The organism is Stakelama saccharophila, assembly GCF_032229225.1.
Lineage (GTDB): Bacteria > Pseudomonadota > Alphaproteobacteria > Sphingomonadales > Sphingomonadaceae > Sphingomonas > Sphingomonas saccharophila.
The window spans coordinates 1,081,473-1,098,825 of sequence record NZ_CP135076.1; the positions used below are offsets into that span (position 1 = coordinate 1,081,473).

The window sequence follows — 17,353 nt, forward strand, 5'->3', positions numbered from 1 at the left end:
CGCACCTCAACGCGGGCGTGCGTGAGCGCGGGAAGTATAACCGATATCAAAGAGCAGTGCCGGTGGTGGCATGGACCGGTGGGTGTAGGAAAATGGTTTCTGCGGCCGGCCGGCGCCGGTCCTGCCGGACGGCGAGCGCGTCCGGCGCTGCCGCTCTTGCGCAGGTGGGGCTGATCTGTGGTGCTTCGGGCGGTGTGGATGCGGCGAGAGCCATGGGTTCCTGCCTTGGCAGGAACGACGGGTTTAGTGAAGTTGGGCGCGGGACGTCGGCGCTGCGCGGCGTTTCGTGCGGTCAGCGTTCCTCGACATAGTTCGTGAGTTCGTTGCCGAGCAGGCGAACGACGTGCAGCACGTTGGTGCTGCCCGGCGTGCCGAAGGGAACGCCGGCGCACAGCACGACCCGGTCGCCGGCTTCGGCGACGTGGTGGCGCAGTGCCATGCGCTTGGCCTTGGCCACCATTTCCTCGAACGATTCGACGTCGCGGGTGTGCACGGCGTGCACGCCCCATAAGAGGCCCAGCCGGCGCGCCGTTTCCTTCTTCGGCGTCAGCACCATGATCGGCACCGACGGGCGTTCGCGCGCAATCCGGCGGGCGGTGGAGCCCGACAGGGTGAAGCAGATGATCGCCTTCGCCGTGACGGTTGCGGTGATCGATTTCGCTGCTTCGGCGAGCGCGTCGGCGGTGGTGGGATCGGGATGCAGCACGGTGAAGTGGACGCGGTCGCCGTGGGCGGGATCGCGTTCCACCGCCTCGGCGATCGAATTCATCATCGCCACCGATTCCACCGGCCAGTCGCCAGCCGCGCTTTCGGCCGACAGCATGATCGCGTCGGCGCCGTCATAGACCGCGGTGGCCACGTCGGAAACCTCGGCCCGGGTGGGGGTGGGCGACTGTATCATCGATTCGAGCATCTGCGTCGCGACGATCACCGGCCGGCCGAGCCGGCGGGCGGTTTCCACAATGCGTTTCTGCAGCGGCGGAACCGATTGCGGCGGCAGTTCGACGCCGAGGTCGCCGCGCGCCACCATGACGCCGTCGCACAGCTCGACGATCTCCTCGATCCGCGCCACCGCGCTGGGCTTTTCGATCTTGGCGAGCAGGGCGGCGCGGCCCTGGATCAGCTTGCGGGCCTCGGCCAGATCCTCCGGGCGCTGCACGAAGCTGAGCGCCACCCAGTCGACGCCCTGTTCCAGCGCGAAGGCGAGGTCGGACCGGTCCTTGTCGGTCAGCGCCGCCATCGGCAGCACCACGTCGGGCACGTTCAGCCCCTTGGCATTGGACAGCGTGCCGCCGACCTCCACCTCGGTGACGATGCGGTCCTCGTCATGCTCGGTGACGCGCAACACCATCTTGCCGTCGTCGAGCAGCAGGCGCGCATCGGTTTCGATCGCCTGGAAGATTTCCCGGTGGGGAAGCTGGACCCGGTGTTCGTCGCCGGGGGCGGGGTCGCGATCGAGGACGAAGACAGCGCCCTTTTTCAGCGCCACCTTGCCGTCTTCGAACCTGCCGACGCGCAGCTTGGGACCCTGAAGGTCGGCCAGGATCGTGGTCGGCCGTCCCATCGTCTTTTCCAGCGCGCGGATCGCCCGGATCAGCGGCACCTTCGATTCCTGGTCGCCGTGGCTCATGTTGATGCGAAAGGCATCGGCGCCGGCCTTGAACAGCTTTTCGACCATCTCGGGCGTGCTGCTGGCCGGGCCGAGCGTGGCCAGGACGCGAACCTTGCGGGAGCGGGGCGGGGTGACCTGGGTCATGGGGAGAAAGTCCTTGGCTTGTGCGGGCCCGGCTCTACCCCATATCGCTGATCAATCAACCGTGGAGGGATGAAATGGCCGATCTGAAAACGCTGGACGACCGAATCGCGGCCGATGCCTTTCGCCGCCTGGTCGGCCATCTGCGCCACCGCACCGATGCGGAGAATATCGACCTGATGGGGCTTGCCGGTTTCTGCCGCAACTGCCTGTCCGACTGGATCCGGGAAGCGAGCGAGAAGGCCGGCGATCCGATCGACAAGGCCACCGCGCGGCGCATCATCTATGGCATGCCCTATGCCGAATGGAAGGCGAAGCACCAGGGCGACGCGACGCCCGAACAGCTCGATCGGATGAAAGCGAGCATGGAGCGCAATCCCTCCGACGCGGAACTGGACGAAGCGCTCGCCGCGAGCTTTCCGGCGAGCGATCCGCCGTCGATGACCGACCCCGCGCGCTGAGGCGCATATCGCTCTTGAGCAGTGCGGCCGGCTCGCTTAATGCCGCGGTCCGGTTCGCCGCTGGCGATCAATTCATGGACTTCAAGTAAAGGACGGAAGACTTTGATGGCTTCGATGGCTGATGAGAATGCAGGTGAAGGCAACGTGGCGGCGGATGAGCTTCGACTTCTGATCGAACGCGCCGAACGTCTCGAGGAAGAAAAGAAGGGTATCAGCGATGACATTAAGGACGTCATGGCTGAAGCCAAGAGCCGGGGCTACGATGCGAAGGCTATCCGAAAAATCCTGGCGATCAGAAAGAAAAAGAAAGAAGAATATCAGGAAGAAGAAGCGATTCTCGAAACGTACATGCATGCTTTAGGAATGTTGTAATATCAATACCTGAGTCACCGGCTATCTTGATAAATTTGTTGGTACAATCGAAGAGTCTCTGGATCGCCTGCCTTCAATAGTGAAAGAAGCTCTGTCAATTTCTCATTAAATTCTCTTCGGACGACAATCATGGCTTTCATCGTGTCTTCGGTGATCGTTAGTACCCATTTCAAAGCCAATGACAGATCGCCGAGATTCTTCGACGTAACCAACAAATCTTCACCTGTTTTTGGATGGATGATACGATTTCTGACTTTGATCGCAGACCGGAGGCAGGACCAACCCTCGCCCGAGAAATCTATAACGAGTTCCGGCGCAATCTTTTGCGCTTGTTTCCCAGTGTATCGGATTGCCGTCAAAAGCCCCATTGGTTGAAATCGTTCGACCAGATCGCCCTTGTCGTTCACGGCGTAAATTCTATCTCTGAAGGCGAGATCGGCTAAAGACGTGAGTTCACCCAGATGATCCGCAGCCTCCCGAACACTTTCTTTCATTTCCCAGACTACGCCCTCCAAAACCGCAAAATTGCTTCGGATCAGATTTCGCCGATGGGCCTGATTATCGGACTGCTTCAGCAATTCCTCCGCGATGGAAGCGTCCATAATCAGCGTTCTGAGCAAACTGGGAATGATATCAGCCATGTGATCCACGCTCATCGATTGCCATCAACCGTTTGATTGCCGTGCGAACTTATATTGCGCAACCTTTCCACAGTAGCACGAGGAGGCACCGATGATTCTGACGACGACCCCCAGCATCGAGGGAAGGACGATCGACCGCTATCACGGGGTCGTGACCGGCGAGGTGATCATCGGCGCCAACATCTTTCGCGACCTGTTCGCCGGCATCCGCGACATCGTCGGCGGGCGTTCGGGCGGCTATGAACGCGCGCTGGGCGATGCCCGCGAGGAAGCGTTCAAGGAACTTTCCGCCAAGGCGACCGACCTGGGCGGCAACGCGGTGGTCGGCATCGACATCGATTACGAGGTGATCGGCGAGCGCGGCTCGATGCTGATGGTATCGGTGTCGGGTACGGCGGTGACGGCCGGCGGTTAGGACTGGTTCCCGTCGGCGGCGCGGATGCTTCTCGACCGCGCCCGAAGCGAACGGATATCGAATCGCGGCGTTCGGCCCGCGCTTGTCGAATGGCCGCTATTTCTTCTAAGGCGAAAGAGACGGCGCGCAAGCCAGACCGCCCTCCGTCGCCCTGAGCCTGTCGAAGGGCTGTCCCGTCCTTTCTGTTCGACGAAAGGCAGTGCTTCGACAAGCTCAGCACGAACGGGCGGGGGTTGCAGGCGGCGCCAGTTACCGAACAAGCCGGATGATCTTCGGCTCGAACAGCTAAGGTTTCCAATGGCAGGTCATTCCAAGTTCAAGAACATCATGCACCGCAAGGGCGCGCAGGATAAGAAGCGCTCGGCGATGTTTTCCAAGCTTTCCCGCGAAATCACCGTCGCGGCGAAGATGGGCATGCCCGATCCCGACATGAACCCGCGCCTGCGGGCCGCCGTCAACGCGGCCAAGGCGCAGTCCATGCCCAAGGACAATATCCAGCGCGCGATCGACAAGGCGACGGGCGGCGACACCGATTCCTACGAGGAAATCCGCTATGAGGGCTTCGGCCCCGGCGGCGTGTCGCTGATCGTCGAGGCGCTGACCGACAACCGCAACCGCACCGCGACCAACGTGCGCACCGCGATCACCAAGAATGGCGGCAATATGGGCACGGCCGGATCGGTCAGCCACGGTTTCGACCGGCTGGGCCTGATCACCTATCCGGCGAGCGTCGGCGGCGAGGAAAAGGTGCTCGAGGCGGCGCTGGAAGCGGGCGCCGACGACATCGCCTCCAGCGACGACGGCCACGAGATCTGGACCGAGCAGGAAATGCTGCACGAGGTCGCGGCGGAGCTGGAAAAGTCGCTGGGCGAGGCGGAAAGCGTGAAGCTCGCATGGCGCCCGCAGACCATGGTCGAGGTAAGCGAGGGCGATGCGCAGACGCTGTTCAAGCTGATCGACGCGCTCGACGACGATGACGACGTGCAGACCGTGTGGGGCAATTACGACGTCCCCGACGAGGTCATGGAGAAGCTGGGTTGAGCGCTCCCCTCCCGCTTGCGGGAGGGGTTGGGGGAGGGCGTGATGCAGGTCCGACGCCGTTCCCGTCGCGCGACATTTTCCCTCCCCTGACCCTTCCCGCAAGCGGGAGGGGAATGTGATCATCCTGGGCCTCGATCCCGGGCTGGGGACCACCGGCTGGGGACTGATCCGCGCCGAGGGCAATCGGCTGTCGCACCTCGCCAACGGACATCTCAAGACCGAGACGAAGGCGCCGCTGCCGCGCCGGCTGGCGCATCTCTACGCGATGGTGTCGGCGCTGGTCGCCGACCACGCGCCCGATACCGCGGCGGTGGAGGAGGTCTTCGTCAATGCCAATCCGCAATCCACGCTCAAGCTCGGCCAGGCGCGCGGCGTCGTGCTGGCGGCGGCGGCGCGCGGCGGCATGGACGTCGGCGAATATGCCGCGCGGCTGGTGAAGAAGGCGGTGGTCGGCGTCGGCAATGCCGACAAGACCCAGGTCCACGCGATGGTCCGGCGCCTGCTGCCTGGCGCGGAGATCGCCGGCGCCGATGCCGCCGACGCGGTGGCGGTGGCGATATGTCATGCGCACCACCTGGCCAGTGCGAGGGTGCGCGCCTGATCGCCGCGGTCGCGACGGACAAGCTGCCCGACCGTCATCCCGCGCAGGCGGCGATCCAGATGCTCGAACCCGGTCGAAAGAATATCGCCGCCAGCGAATATGGATTCCCGCCTTCGCGGGAATGACGAACACACGGGGTCGAAACCGATCTTCCAATCCGGTCGCGCGCCTTTTGCCTTTCCTATACCGTATCGTTCCGCTTATGTGCCGCGGGTGATGATCCGCTTCGCCTTCTGTCGCCGCACCTGCCGCTCGCTCGCTTTGGGGCAAGCGAGGGCGAGGGGGGACGTGTCGCCAACTTTCGCGGAGGCGCGGCGATGATCGCGCACCTGAAGGGGCGGCTCGAATCGAGCGGGGCCGATCATGCGGTGATCGAGGTGAACGGCGTCGGCTATCTGGTCGGCGCGTCGGTGCGTACGCTGGAGACGCTGGGGCCGGTGGGCGAGTTCGTCACCGTGCATACCGAAATGCTGGTCGCGGAGGATTCGATCCGGCTGATGGGCTTCGCCACGGCCGAGGAACGCGACTGGTTCCGGCTGCTGACGAGCGTGCAGGGCGTCGGCGCGCGGGTCGCGCTGGCGATCCTGTCGGTGCTCGCGCCCGACGAATTGCACCGCGCGGTCGCGGGCGGCGACAAGGCGATGGTCGCGCGCGCCAACGGCGTCGGGCCGAAGCTGGCCCAGCGCATCGTCAACGAGTTGAAGGACAAGGTGGGTGCGGCGGCGTTCGGAGCAGGGCCGGCGGCGAGCGCCCCCGCCGCGGGCGCCTCGGCCGATGCGGTATCGGCGCTGCTCAACCTGGGCTTCAGGTCGGCCGAGGCGTCGGCGGCGGTGAAGGCGGCGGAAGACGAGGCGGGCGCCGGGGCATCGCTCGACGCGCTGGTCCGCCTCGCGCTCAGAAAGGCGGCGAAGTGATGTTCCCCTCCCGCTTGAGCCGCGCGGACGCAGTGCTTCGTGGAACCCGTTGCGGGCGGGGCCGGGGGGAAGGCATGACGGGTCGTATGTCTAATGCGTTTTCTCCGTCCCTCCCCCGACCCCTCCCGCAAGTGGGAGGGGAGGGATGACCGACAGCGACCGCATCCTGACCAGCCAGCGCCGCCCCGAGGACGTGGATGCCGCACTGCGCCCCAAAAGCCTCGACGAATTCGTCGGGCAGCAGGGCGCACGCGACAATCTGCGCGTCTTCATCGACGCGGCGAAGGCGCGCGGCGATGCGCTGGACCATGTCCTGTTCTTCGGTCCGCCGGGCCTCGGCAAAACAACGCTGGCGCAGATCATCGCGCGCGAGCTGGGCGTGGGATTTCGCGCGACCTCCGGCCCCGTGATCGCCAAATCGGGCGATCTCGCGGCGCTGCTGACGAATCTGGAAGAAGGCGACGTCCTGTTCGTCGACGAGATCCACCGGCTCGCGCCCGCGGTGGAGGAGGTGCTCTATCCGGCGATGGAGGACCGCGCGCTCGACCTGATGATCGGCGAGGGGCCGTCGGCCAGGAGCGTGCGGATCGACCTGCCGAAGTTCACACTCGTCGGCGCCACGACGCGCCAGGGACTATTGACGACGCCGCTCAGGGACCGGTTCGGCATCCCCGTCCGGCTGAATTTCTATTCGGTCGCCGAGTTGCAGAAGGTGGTGACGCGTGCGGCGGGGCTGCTCGACCTGCACGTCGCGCCCGAGGGAGCGGCGGAGATCGCCAGGCGCTCACGCGGGACGCCGCGCATCGCCGGACGGCTGCTGCGCCGGGTGCGCGATTTCGCCAATGTCGCGGGCGAGGAGACGGTCGGCGCGAAGGTCGCCGATGCCGCGCTCAACCGGCTGGAGGTCGATTCGCTGGGGCTGGACGCGATGGATCGGCGCTATCTGGGCATGATCGCCGACATCTATCGCGGCGGGCCGGTGGGCGTGGAGACACTGGCCGCGGGCCTGTCGGAACCGCGCGACACGATCGAGGAAGTGATTGAGCCCTATCTGATCCAGTTGGGGCTGGTGGCGCGAACGGCGCGCGGGCGCTGCCTTAACGGGCCGGCGTGGAAGCATCTCGGCATCGAACCGCCGCAGGGCGCACAGGACGGGCTGTTCGATCAGGGATCGGGCGCTGAAATCTGATGCGCCGTATCCGAGGCGGTTGGGCTGAGTTTGGCTTTGTTCTGCCCTTTCTGCGGGAGAAGAACACAGCAGCCCCCTTCGACTGCCTTGCCAAGGCAGGCGCTCAGGACAGCCCTTCGACAAGCTCAGGGCAAGCGGTTTGGTTTAGCGCTTATGTTTCGGCGCTGGGTTCCTCCGCTTGCGGGGGCGGGTCAGGGTAGGAAATAGACGATCGCGCCCGAGAGCAGGCCGATAATTCCGGTCGCGATCAGCGTCAGGATGCGGGTCAGGATCGAACCCTGGCGGCGCTGGGCGAAGCGTTTGCGATCGGCGGGCTTGGCGAATTTCAGCTCAATGCCGCCCGCCGCGACACCGCCGAGCCCGGTGAACACGACCGTAACGACCGCCCCGAGCAGGGTCTCGGTCAGGATGGCGATCGGCAGGATCAGCGCGATGGGTGCGGCGATGGCGAGGGCGGAAGCGAGCTTGGCGCGGTCCACCAGCGCCTTTTCGACCGGCGCGATGGTGATGAGGTCGGGCGAGTCCTCGGCCGAAATGGCGAGCCAGGTGAAGCTGCCGACCAACTGCCCCGCGATCGCGACGCTGAGGAAGGACAGCATCGGCGAGACCGGCACGCCGTTCGCACTCCTGAACCCGACGAACATCAGCGGCGCAAGATAGACGAGGCGCAGGACGATCGAAAAGGCGATGGCCGGATCGCGCAGCAGCAGCCGCGATTCCTTGCGGAAGACGGCGCCGAACAGGGTGGGGCGGAAATGGCGGGCGATCCCCTTTCGCGACACCTTGCCGCGGCCGCCATGGTTCGCGGCATCCTGAACGCCGCGCACGAACCAGCGCTGGAACAGATAGCCGGTGATCACGAACACCAGGATCGCGCCAGCGAGCATCGCCAGCATCGGACCCGGCTCGCCAAAGGTGGCGCGGCCCGGCAGGCCGCCCCACCAGCCATCGGTGACGCCGCTGTCGCGAATATGGCGGAAGATGACGGCCATGCGCGATTCGCGGTCGTCATGGTCGTTCATCAGTTGCGAGGCGAGGAACAGCGCGCCGCCCAGCAGACCGGCGACGATCTGGCCCACGGTGCGCGCCGCCCTGGGGCCGGAGATGCGGGCCAGCAGGAGCGTCAGGCCGAGGCCGAGCGAAGCCGCGACGAGCGCGCATGAAACCAGCACGATGATCGTGCCGAACAGCTTCGGATGGCCGAACACGGCGATGGGCAGGATGAAGGACAGGATGAACGCCGCGAAGGACAGCATGATCGTCGCGGCGATGCCCAGCAGTTTCGCCAGCATCACCGTGCGCGCCCCGATCGGCGCCGACAGCATCAGGTCGAGGTCGCCGCTTTCATAGAGCGTGCGCTGCGCGCCCAGCATGGCCTGGGTTACCATGAAGCTGAACATCAGGATGACGGCGGTGAGTGCGGCGACCAGCGCGGTCGGGTTTTCCGGGATCGGCGTTGCGCGCAGGAGATAGCCGGTGAAGATGCCGAAGGCGATCAGGCCGGCGAGAAGCACGTAACGCAGTACGACCAGCCGCGTTCGCTTCGCCCGCGACCGGAAGCCGACGCGGATTTCGTGGAGCAGCAGCCAGGCGAGCGACGGCGCCGGCAGGCGGCGCATCAGCCAGCCGGTCATGCGGGCTCGCTCGTCAGGCGGATGAAGGTGTCCTCCAGCGTCATGTCGTCCGACCCGGCCAGGCTGCGCAGTTCGTCGAGCGTGCCTTCGGCATGGAGGTGGCCGTCGGCGATGATGCCGATGCGATCGGCGAGGCGTTCGGCGACCTCCAGGATATGGGTGGTGACGATGACGGTCGCTCCGGCATCGACCTGGGCGCGCAGCGTGTCCTTCACCGCGCGCGCCATTTCGGCGTCGAGGCCGGTGAGCGGTTCGTCGAGGATCAGCAGGCGCGGCTTGTGGATCAGCGCGCCGGCAAGCGCCACCTTCTGCTTCATGCCGCGCGAAAAGCCCTCGCACCGTGTATCGCGCACGTCCCACAGCCGGAGCCAGCGCAGCAGCCGCTCCGCCTCGTCCGCCGCCTCGGCCGGCGGGATCGACCAGAGGCCGGCGACGAAGGCGAGATATTCGGCCGGCGTCAGCTTGTCGTAGAGCATCGGTTCGTCCGGCAGCCATGCGGTGATCGCCTTTGCCGCTAGCGGGTCGGCGCGGGTGTCGATGCCGTAGATCGCGATGCTGCCGCGATCCATCGGCGTCAGGCCGACGACCATGCGCAGCGTCGTCGTCTTGCCCGCGCCGTTCGGGCCCAGCAGCGCGTAAAGTTGCCCCGAGGCGATCTCGAGGTCGAGATCCCGAATGACCGGCTTGTCGAAGGCCTTGGAAAGCTTGGTGATGCGGAGCGCGGGATCGGTCATGGCGGCGCAGCCTATCGGGCGCGGCGCGGCGTGCAACTCGAAAGCCAATAGCGATGGTGCGGCGCGCCGGAGGGTCGGCGGTTCGCCATGTGCTGTGAAGCCCTTTCTTCGCGCGCCGACCTTCGCTAACGCCGTCGGCGATGACGGATTTGGATCAACCGGTGACGGGCCGCTTTGCGGGGCAGGAGCACCGCTTTCCCGTGCGCGTCTATTTCGAGGACACCGATCTTTCCGGCATCGTCTATCACGCCAATTATTTGCGCTTCATGGAGCGGGCGCGCTCCGACATGCTGCGCTGCGCCGGTATCGACCAGCGCGCGGCGTTCGAAGCGGGCGAGGGCGCCTATGCCGTGCGCCACATGGACCTGGATTTCGTTGCGCCTGCGAAACTCGACGACGCGCTGTTGGTTGTCAGTCGGGTGTCGCGCGTGCGTGCGGCGGCCGTCGACATTCAGCAGAGAGTCATGCGCGGGGATGCGATATTGCTCGACGCGACAGTGGAAGCGGTCTTCGTCGCGCCCAGCGGCCGGCCGAGGCGACAGCCGAAGGACTGGGTGGCGGCGTTCACGCCATTGATTACGAAGGGGAAATAGAACTCGATGGACCTATTCGTGCAAACCGATGCCGCGACCCTGTCGCCGGTCGCGCTGTTCCTGCAGGCCGACTGGGTCGTGAAGTTCGTGATGCTGGGGCTGCTCCTCGCCAGCATCTGGACCTGGACGATCATCTTCACCTTTCTCTTTCGCCTGAAGAACGCGCGCAAGTCGATCGACAAGTTCGAACGCGAATTCCGCAAGGCCGAGGACATCGACGCATTCCACCGTATGCGCGGCGACAGCGACATCGCCGTGGCGCGCGTCTTTTCCGCCGGCGTGACGGAATGGCGGCGTTCGACCAAGGGCCGCGCGATCGACCGCGAAGGAACGCGCGAACGGCTGGGCACCGCCATGGCGACGGCGGTCGCGAACGAGGTGGACCAGTTGTCCGGCCGGCTCAACATTCTCGCCACCATCGGCTCGGTCGCGCCCTTCGTTGGCCTGTTCGGCACGGTGTGGGGCATCATGCGCAGCTTCACCGCGATCGCCGGCGAGCAGAGTTCGTCGCTCGCCGTCGTTGCGCCGGGTATCGCCGAGGCGCTGTTCGCGACCGCGATCGGCCTGTTCGCGGCCATCCCCGCGGTGATCGCCTATAACCGCTTCAGCCACGGCATCGACCGGGTCGAGGCGCGGCTGAACCGCTTCGCCGACGGCTTTCACAACACGCTGAGCCGGCAGTTGGAGACGGGAGCCTAGGCCATGGCCGTTAACCTGCCTTCGTCGCGCGGCAAGGGGCGGCGCGCGCCCATGGCCGAGATCAACGTGACGCCGCTGGTGGACGTGATGCTGGTCTTGCTGATCATCTTCATGGTGACGGCGCCGCTTCTGACCGCGGGCGTGCCGGTGAACTTGCCGGAAAGCCGGGCCAAGCCGCTGGAACAGAGCCAGAAGCCGATTCAGGTGTCGCTGGACGACAGCGGCCGCATCTATGTCGATGACGAGGCGGTGACCGATCGGATGCTTCCCGACGTGCTGGCGCGGCGTGCGGGCGCGGCCGGGGCCGAGCCGCCGCAGGTCTATCTGCGTGCGGATCGGGGCCTGGATTACGGCCGGGTGATGCTGGTGATGGGCGAACTCAACCGGGCGGGCCTGAACCGCGTCGCGCTGGTCACGGTCGGATCCGACCAGCAGTGACGGAGCGCGCGCCATGATGCGCGGGGACAAGGCCGCGCTGGGGGTGGCCGTGGCGGCGCACGTGGTGCTGTTCGGCCTGCTATCCGTCGGCTTTCTGTCGACGCCCAATCCCCTGAACCTGGAATCGAAGCCGCTGGACGTGTCGCTGGTCGATGAGATCGCGCTCGAATCGGCGGCGCCGGTCGCGACCGAGGACCCGGCGGCCTCGCTGGCGCCCGAGATCGGCGATCCGAGCGACGCGCCCGCACCGGCGGATGCCGCCGCCGATCTGGCGCCCGCCACGCCGCAGCCCGAGGCGGAGCCGGAGCCCGCGCCCAAGCCGGCCGAAAGCGAAAAGCCCGCGCCGAAGAAACCCGCGCCCGAAAAACCGGCGAAGAAGGAGCCGGCCAAGCGCGAAACCGGCAAGCGCGCCGAAGCGAAGCCGGAGCCCAAGAAGGCGCAAGGGTCGGACAAGAGTTCCGACAAGCGTGCCCGCGGATCGCGCCTGGGCGACGACTTCCTGAAGGGGATCACCGATACCGGCACCGGCAAGGGCGAGACGCCGCGCGCGGAAAAGATCGGGTCGGCCGTGGTGGCGAATCTCGCCGACGCGATCAGGCGGCAGGTGCAGCCCTGCGCCAATCGCGTCACCAACCCCGGCCCCGGCGCGAACGAGATCGTCACGAAGCTGCGTATCCGGATGAATCCCGACGGATCGCTCGCCGCCCGCCCCGAACTGCGCGGGCAGACGGGCGTGGGCGGCGAGAACCGGCGCTATGCCCGCCGGGTCGCGGAACTGGCGACGAGTGCTTTCATCGCCTGCGCGCCGTACAATCTGCCGAAACAATATTATGAAGGCGGCTGGGAAGACATCATTTTGACGTACAAGCTGCCCGGATAAGGGCGATGCCGGAGGACAAGATGCCGAAGATAGTAACCAGGCTCGCGGCCATGCTGGCCCCGCTTGCCGCGCTTTTGATCGCAGCGCCCGCCGCCGCGCAGGTCGAAGTCGACGTCGTCGGCGGCATTTCGGAGCCGATGCCCATCGCCATCCCGCCGATGCCGGCGGCGGCGCCGGCGCAGACGGCGGCCGGATCGACCACCGACCTGGGACGGCAGATGGCCGAGGTGGTCAGCAATGACCTGAAGAATTCGGGCCTGTTCCGGCCGCTCGGGTCCGGCCTGTTGCGGCCGGTTTCCTTTCCGCAGGTGACGGCGCCCGCCTTCGATTACTGGAGCGGCACCGGCGCGCAGGCGCTGGTCCAGGGATTCGTCCGCGCCAATGACAACGGCACGCTGACGGTCGGCTGCTACCTGTACGACGTGTTCGCGCGCACCGAGCTGACGCGGCAGGGTTTCGTGGTGCAGCCCAGGGACTGGCGCCGCGCGGCGCACAAATGCGCCGACACGGTCTATTCGCGCCTGACGGGCGAGGGGCCGTATTTCGACAGCCGCATCGTCTATGTCTCCGAAACGGGGCCGAAGGATCACCGCATCAAGCGGCTGGCGATCATGGATCAGGACGGCGCCAATCACCGTTTCCTCACCAATGGCCAGTCGATCGTGCTGACGCCGCGCTTTGCGCCCAACCAGCAGAAGATCGTCTATATGAGCTACGAGAACGATCGCCCGTCCATCTATACCTATGACCTGACCAGCGGACGGTCGCGCCGGCTGGTGTCGAACGTGGCGCTCGCCTTCGCGCCGCGATTCTCGCCGGACGGACGCTATGTGCTGTTTTCCATGGCGCGCGGCGGCAATACCGACATCTATCGCATATCCGCCACCGGCGGATCGCCGCAGCGGCTGACGGATGCGCCGGGTATCGATACCGGCGGCAGCTATTCGCCCGACGGATCGCGCATCGTGTTCGAAAGCGACCGTTCCGGCACGCAGCAGCTCTACGTGATGAATGCCGACGGCTCGGGCGAGCACCGGATCAGTTTCGGCGGCGGCCGCTATGCCACGCCGACATGGAGCCCGCGCGGCGACCTGATCGCCTTCACCAAGATCACCGGAGATTTCCGTATCGCCATCATGAGCCCCGATGGCGGCGGCGAGAAGATCCTGACCGAGAGCTGGGGCGACGAGGGCCCGAGCTGGGCGCCGAACGGCCGCGTGCTGACCTTCTTTCGCAACGCGCGCGGATCGGGGCCGGCGCAAATCTGGTCGGTGGACCTGACCGGCCGGAACGAGCGGCACATTCCCACGCCGTTGGGCGGATCGGACCCGGATTGGGGACCTTTGCGCGAATAGGACGTTGACAAGACCATCGATAGGTATTCATGCCTTGTCTCGTCGGAGCGGGGCCGTAACGATCAAAAACAGAGGAGAAACAAAATGGCCAGAATGACCAGCAAGTTGATTGTTGCCGCCGCGCTCGTCGCCACTGCGGGCTGCGCCAAGAAGCGCCCCGAGGTGCTGCCGCCGGCGCCCGCGGAAACCGCGCCCACCGACACGACGCCGACCCAGCCGTCGCAGACCGGCACCACGGTCGTTCCCGGTTCGGCCGAAGACTTCAAGCAGTCGGTCGTCAGCGACACGATCCATTTCGATACCGACATGTACAATATCGACAGCGAAGCGCAGGGCATCCTGAGCAGCCAGGCGCAGTGGCTGGCGCGCTATCCGAATGTGCGCGTCACGATCGAAGGCCATGCCGACGAACGCGGCACGCGCGAATACAACCTCGCTTTGGGCGAACGCCGCGCCAACGCCACGGCCAATTACCTGGCTGCGCAGGGCGTCGATTCCTCGCGCATCAACACGATCAGCTATGGCAAGGAACGGCCGATCGCGCTGGGCTCCGACCCCGAAGCATGGGCGCAGAACCGCCGCGCGGTCACGGTGGTGCTGGAATAGCGCCACGCGCCATCCAGGCGATTGCAGAGGCGCCGTCGGACCCTGGTCCGGCGGCGTTTTCTTTGGCGTGATTCCGGCGCCGATCGGGCGGCGACGAGTGCCGATAGCACCCGCGCCGAAGGACTGCTCGCACCGCGATAGAGGGGTATTACGACTGGCGGGGACACCCCTCCGTCAGCCCTTCGGGCTGCCACCCCCCCTTGCAGGGGAGGATGATGCTTGGTCGGACGGGAAGCTTTGCCGGAGCCTGCTTCCGGTTTCGATTGCGTACCATCCTCAGATGATATAAAAGTGACATCATAATTAAGGAGGGAAGGATGGCAAACGAGATTTCCCGGCCCGTGGCGCTGCGGGCGAGCAGGGAGGGGGCGGCGGCCACGGCGAACGGCTATGGCATGCTGGTGGTGCTGCTGGCGGCGCTGGCCGTGCTGGCGATCGGAATCTTCAATGCGCGGCTCATGCCCTGGGGGCCGATCGTGATCGGCGTGGGCGCGATCGGCGCCACGTTCGTCGCGCTCGGTTTCTATCTGTTGCAGCCGAACCAGGCGGCGGCGATCCTGCTGTTCGGCGATTATCGCGGCACCGATCGTACCACCGGCCTGCGCTGGACCTGGCCGTGGATGACCAAGTCGAAGATTTCGGTGCGCGTGCACAACATCACCTCCGAACGGCTGAAGGTGAACGATCTGCGCGGCAATCCCATCGAGATCGCGTCGAACGTCGTATGGCGCGTGTCGGACACGGCGCAGGCGCTGTTCGACGTCGACGATTACAAGCAGTTCGTGAATATCCAGATCGAAAGCGCGGTGCGCGTCATCGGATCGCGCTATCCCTATGACGATTTCGATGCCGACGAAAAGACGCTCAGGAGCGATCCGATGCTGATCAGCGACGAACTGCGCGACGAGTTGCAGGATCGGGTGGCGGTTGCCGGCATCTATATCGACGAATGCCGGCTGACGCATCTCGCCTATGCGCAGGAAATCGCCCAGGCGATGCTGCGCCGGCAACAGGCGTCGGCCGTCGTCGCGGCACGGTCCAAGCTGGTCGAAGGCGCGGTCGGCATGGTCGAGATGGCGCTCGCCCAGCTTTCCGAGAAGAATGTCGTCGAACTGGACGACGAACGCCGCGCCGCCATGGTGTCGAACCTGATGGTGGTGCTGTGTTCGGAGCGGGACACGCAGCCCGTCGTCAATTCGGGCTCGTTATACCAATAGGAAGCAGGATTGGCGGCACCCCCGAAAAAGGCGTTTCCCCTGCGGTTGGATCCCGCGCTCCACGCGGCGGTCGAGCGTTCGGCGGCGGGCGACCTGCGCAGCGTCAACGCGCAGGTCGAATGCCTCTTGCGCGAGGCATTGGCGCGCCGCGGGGTGAAGCTGGCGCCGCCGGACCGGCGCAAGCGCGGCCGGCCGCCGACGGAACAGGAGGATTAGGTTATGGGACTGAGGAACAGGATCGCGAAATCCTATGCGGTGCGCCCCGGATACTGGTTCGCGCCGAAGCGCTTCGGCTGGGGCGTGGTGCCGGTGACGTGGCAGGGACTGGTGGCAACCGCTGCCTTCGTCGCGGCGATAATTGCCTGCGCCACGCTGTCGCCGGGACCCTGACCGGGTTGCTTGCGATGGCTGTCGTGACGGTCGCCTTCCTCCTGCTGGCGCGGCGCAAGACCGATGGCGAGGTGGAATGGCATTGGAGCCTGAAGAAGTGATCGCGGGCATGACCTCGCGCGTTGGCTGCGTTAGGATGCACGCAATATCGTTTCAGGAGAGCCTTCGATGAGCGCCGAGATGCAGACCAGATCCGATTGGACCGCCGCCGGAGAGGCCGGGCTGGCCGACGTGGTGGCGCTGCGGCGCGCGATCCATGCCGATCCGGAGATCGGCCTCCATTGTCCGCGCACGACCGAGAAGCTGAAACAGGCGCTGGCGGGTTTGCCGCTGGAAATTCACGAAGGCTCCTCGACCACGGGCTTCATGGCGGTGTTGCGCGGCGGGGGCGACAATGGTCGCACGGTGCTGTTGCGCGGCGACATGGATGCGCTGCCGATGGAGGAGGAGAACGAGATCGACTTCGCGTCGAAGAATGCCGGCATCATGCACGCCTGCGGCCATGATGCGCATTCGGCGATGCTCGTGGGGGCGGCCAGGGCGCTGTGCGAGAAGCGGGACGAGCTTCCCGGCACGGTGGTGTTCATGTTCCAGCCGGGCGAGGAAGGGCATCACGGCGCGCGCTTCATGATCGAGGACGGGCTGCTGGAACAGGTCGCGCCCGATGCGGGCTTTGCGCTCCACGTCTATCCCAACCTGCCGGCCGGGACCTTCGTCAGCCGGCCGGGGCCGCTGATGGCGTCGACCGACACGCTCTACGCCACGATTCGCGGCCGGGGCGGGCATGCCGCGATGCCGCATGACAGCATCGATCCCATTCCGGTCGCCTGCGAGATCGTGACGGCGCTGCAGACCTGGGTCGCGCGGCGCGTGCCGGTCAGCGATCCGGCGGTGCTGACGATCACGAAGATCGAGGCGGGATCGACGCACAATGTGATCCCCGGTCAGGCGAAGCTGCTCGGCACGCTGCGCACCCTGTCGGAAGAGACGCGGGAAAAGGCGCGCGCGGCGTTTCGCCGGATCGTATCCGAGATCGCGGCGGCGCACGAGTGCGAGGGCGAGGCGGAGATCGAGGCGGGCTATCCCGTCACCGTCAACGACGATCGGGCGACCGCGATGGTGCGCGACATCGCGGAATCGATGGGCGGCGATCAGCCGTGGATGACGATGCCGGCGCCGATGATGGGGGCAGAGGACTTTTCCTACGTGCTGCGCGAAATCCCCGGCGCGATGAGTTTTATTGGCGCCGCGCCCGCGGGCAGCGATCCCGCGACCAACCCGGCGCTGCACAACACCCGCATGATGATCGACGAGGACGTGCTGGCGCGCGGCGTGGCGATGCACTGCGCGGTGGCGGAGCGCTATCTGGAGCGCGGGTTCGACTGATCCGGAGGTTGGAATAAGGGCGGTGCTTCGACAG

The 17,353-nt window shown here is 65.9% G+C and carries 21 protein-coding genes; 17 read left to right on the top strand and 4 right to left on the bottom strand.

All coding sequences use genetic code 11. The features are described 5' to 3' along the window. Positions 1–292 precede the first annotated feature (292 nt). Positions 293–1,756 carry a pyruvate kinase gene (gene pyk, locus RPR59_RS04940; protein ID WP_313917271.1) on the bottom strand — a complete coding sequence of 488 codons (1,464 nt, stop codon included), beginning with the start codon at positions 1,754–1,756 and terminating at the stop codon, positions 293–295. Between the two features lie 74 nt (positions 1,757–1,830). On the opposite strand from pyk, the gene RPR59_RS04945 reads away from it, so the two are divergent. Together RPR59_RS04945 and RPR59_RS04950 are read left to right on the top strand one after the other, a co-directional pair. Continuing rightward, positions 1,831–2,214 (top strand): DUF1244 domain-containing protein, encoded by a 384-nt coding sequence (locus tag RPR59_RS04945; protein ID WP_313917273.1) that lies wholly within the window; start codon positions 1,831–1,833, stop codon positions 2,212–2,214. 105 nt (positions 2,215–2,319) lie between these two features. Then, the gene (locus RPR59_RS04950; protein ID WP_313917276.1) at positions 2,320–2,586 is read left to right on the top strand and encodes a DUF2312 domain-containing protein; all 267 of its coding nucleotides are present in this window, start codon (positions 2,320–2,322) and stop codon (positions 2,584–2,586) included. Between the two features lie 14 nt (positions 2,587–2,600). Here RPR59_RS04950 and RPR59_RS04955 read toward each other — a convergent pair whose 3' ends face one another. Next, positions 2,601–3,227, bottom strand: coding sequence for a hypothetical protein (locus RPR59_RS04955; protein WP_313917277.1), 627 nt, complete (start codon positions 3,225–3,227; stop codon positions 2,601–2,603). Positions 3,228–3,318: 91 nt separating this feature from the next. Between RPR59_RS04955 and RPR59_RS04960 the strand changes: the two genes are divergently transcribed. The 5 genes from RPR59_RS04960 to ruvB all read left to right on the top strand — a co-directional run bounded on the left by RPR59_RS04960 (position 3,319) and on the right by ruvB (position 7,387). Further along, on the top strand, positions 3,319–3,642 hold the full coding sequence (locus RPR59_RS04960; protein ID WP_313917280.1) for a heavy metal-binding domain-containing protein: 324 nt from the start codon (positions 3,319–3,321) through the stop codon (positions 3,640–3,642). Between the two features lie 297 nt (positions 3,643–3,939). Then, positions 3,940–4,683 (top strand): YebC/PmpR family DNA-binding transcriptional regulator, encoded by a 744-nt coding sequence (locus RPR59_RS04965; RefSeq protein WP_313917282.1) that lies wholly within the window; start codon positions 3,940–3,942, stop codon positions 4,681–4,683. A gap of 115 nt (positions 4,684–4,798) precedes the next feature. Then, positions 4,799–5,284, top strand: coding sequence for a crossover junction endodeoxyribonuclease RuvC (gene ruvC / locus RPR59_RS04970; RefSeq protein WP_313917284.1), 486 nt, complete (start codon positions 4,799–4,801; stop codon positions 5,282–5,284). Positions 5,285–5,601: 317 nt separating this feature from the next. Then, a complete protein-coding gene (gene ruvA / locus RPR59_RS04975) occupies positions 5,602–6,198 on the top strand; it encodes a Holliday junction branch migration protein RuvA (protein ID WP_313917286.1) in 597 nt (198 codons plus the stop codon). Positions 6,199–6,343: 145 nt separating this feature from the next. After that, positions 6,344–7,387, top strand: coding sequence for a Holliday junction branch migration DNA helicase RuvB (gene ruvB, locus RPR59_RS04980; RefSeq protein WP_313917288.1), 1,044 nt, complete (start codon positions 6,344–6,346; stop codon positions 7,385–7,387). Between the two features lie 191 nt (positions 7,388–7,578). Here the strand turns inward: ruvB and RPR59_RS04985 are convergent, their stop codons facing one another. Next, positions 7,579–9,021: a putative ABC exporter domain-containing protein gene (locus tag RPR59_RS04985; RefSeq protein ID WP_313917290.1), complete on the bottom strand. Its 1,443-nt coding sequence runs from the start codon at positions 9,019–9,021 to the stop codon at positions 7,579–7,581. Beyond that, a complete protein-coding gene (locus tag RPR59_RS04990; RefSeq protein WP_313917292.1) occupies positions 9,018–9,755 on the bottom strand; it encodes an ABC transporter ATP-binding protein in 738 nt (245 codons plus the stop codon). Before RPR59_RS04990 ends, RPR59_RS04985 begins: the two co-directional genes overlap by 4 nt. A gap of 140 nt (positions 9,756–9,895) precedes the next feature. Between RPR59_RS04990 and ybgC the strand changes: the two genes are divergently transcribed. From ybgC to RPR59_RS05040, 10 genes are all read left to right on the top strand, one after another. Continuing rightward, positions 9,896–10,348, top strand: a complete 453-nt coding sequence (gene ybgC / locus RPR59_RS04995; protein WP_313917294.1) for a tol-pal system-associated acyl-CoA thioesterase — start codon at positions 9,896–9,898, stop codon at positions 10,346–10,348. A 6-nt stretch (positions 10,349–10,354) separates the two neighbouring features. Continuing rightward, positions 10,355–11,047 carry a protein TolQ gene (tolQ, locus tag RPR59_RS05000; RefSeq protein WP_313917296.1) on the top strand — a complete coding sequence of 231 codons (693 nt, stop codon included), beginning with the start codon at positions 10,355–10,357 and terminating at the stop codon, positions 11,045–11,047. 3 nt (positions 11,048–11,050) lie between these two features. Continuing rightward, positions 11,051–11,485, top strand: a complete 435-nt coding sequence (gene tolR / locus RPR59_RS05005) for a protein TolR (RefSeq protein ID WP_313917298.1) — start codon at positions 11,051–11,053, stop codon at positions 11,483–11,485. A gap of 13 nt (positions 11,486–11,498) precedes the next feature. Then, positions 11,499–12,365 (top strand): cell envelope biogenesis protein TolA, encoded by an 867-nt coding sequence (locus RPR59_RS05010; RefSeq protein ID WP_313917300.1) that lies wholly within the window; start codon positions 11,499–11,501, stop codon positions 12,363–12,365. Between the two features lie 20 nt (positions 12,366–12,385). Continuing rightward, on the top strand, positions 12,386–13,720 hold the full coding sequence (tolB, locus tag RPR59_RS05015) for a Tol-Pal system beta propeller repeat protein TolB (protein WP_432280290.1): 1,335 nt from the start codon (positions 12,386–12,388) through the stop codon (positions 13,718–13,720). A gap of 84 nt (positions 13,721–13,804) precedes the next feature. Continuing rightward, positions 13,805–14,326 carry a peptidoglycan-associated lipoprotein Pal gene (gene pal, locus RPR59_RS05020; RefSeq protein ID WP_313917302.1) on the top strand — a complete coding sequence of 174 codons (522 nt, stop codon included), beginning with the start codon at positions 13,805–13,807 and terminating at the stop codon, positions 14,324–14,326. Between the two features lie 317 nt (positions 14,327–14,643). Further along, a complete protein-coding gene (locus tag RPR59_RS05025) occupies positions 14,644–15,543 on the top strand; it encodes an SPFH domain-containing protein (RefSeq protein WP_313917304.1) in 900 nt (299 codons plus the stop codon). 9 nt (positions 15,544–15,552) lie between these two features. Next, complete coding sequence (locus tag RPR59_RS05030) at positions 15,553–15,759, top strand: type II toxin-antitoxin system antitoxin (protein ID WP_313917306.1); 207 nt, start codon at positions 15,553–15,555, stop codon at positions 15,757–15,759. A 3-nt stretch (positions 15,760–15,762) separates the two neighbouring features. After that, the gene (locus tag RPR59_RS05035; protein ID WP_313917308.1) at positions 15,763–15,933 is read left to right on the top strand and encodes a hypothetical protein; all 171 of its coding nucleotides are present in this window, start codon (positions 15,763–15,765) and stop codon (positions 15,931–15,933) included. A 168-nt stretch (positions 15,934–16,101) separates the two neighbouring features. Continuing rightward, a complete protein-coding gene (locus tag RPR59_RS05040) occupies positions 16,102–17,319 on the top strand; it encodes a M20 metallopeptidase family protein (RefSeq protein ID WP_313917310.1) in 1,218 nt (405 codons plus the stop codon). The last annotated feature ends 34 nt before the right edge of the window (positions 17,320–17,353 follow it).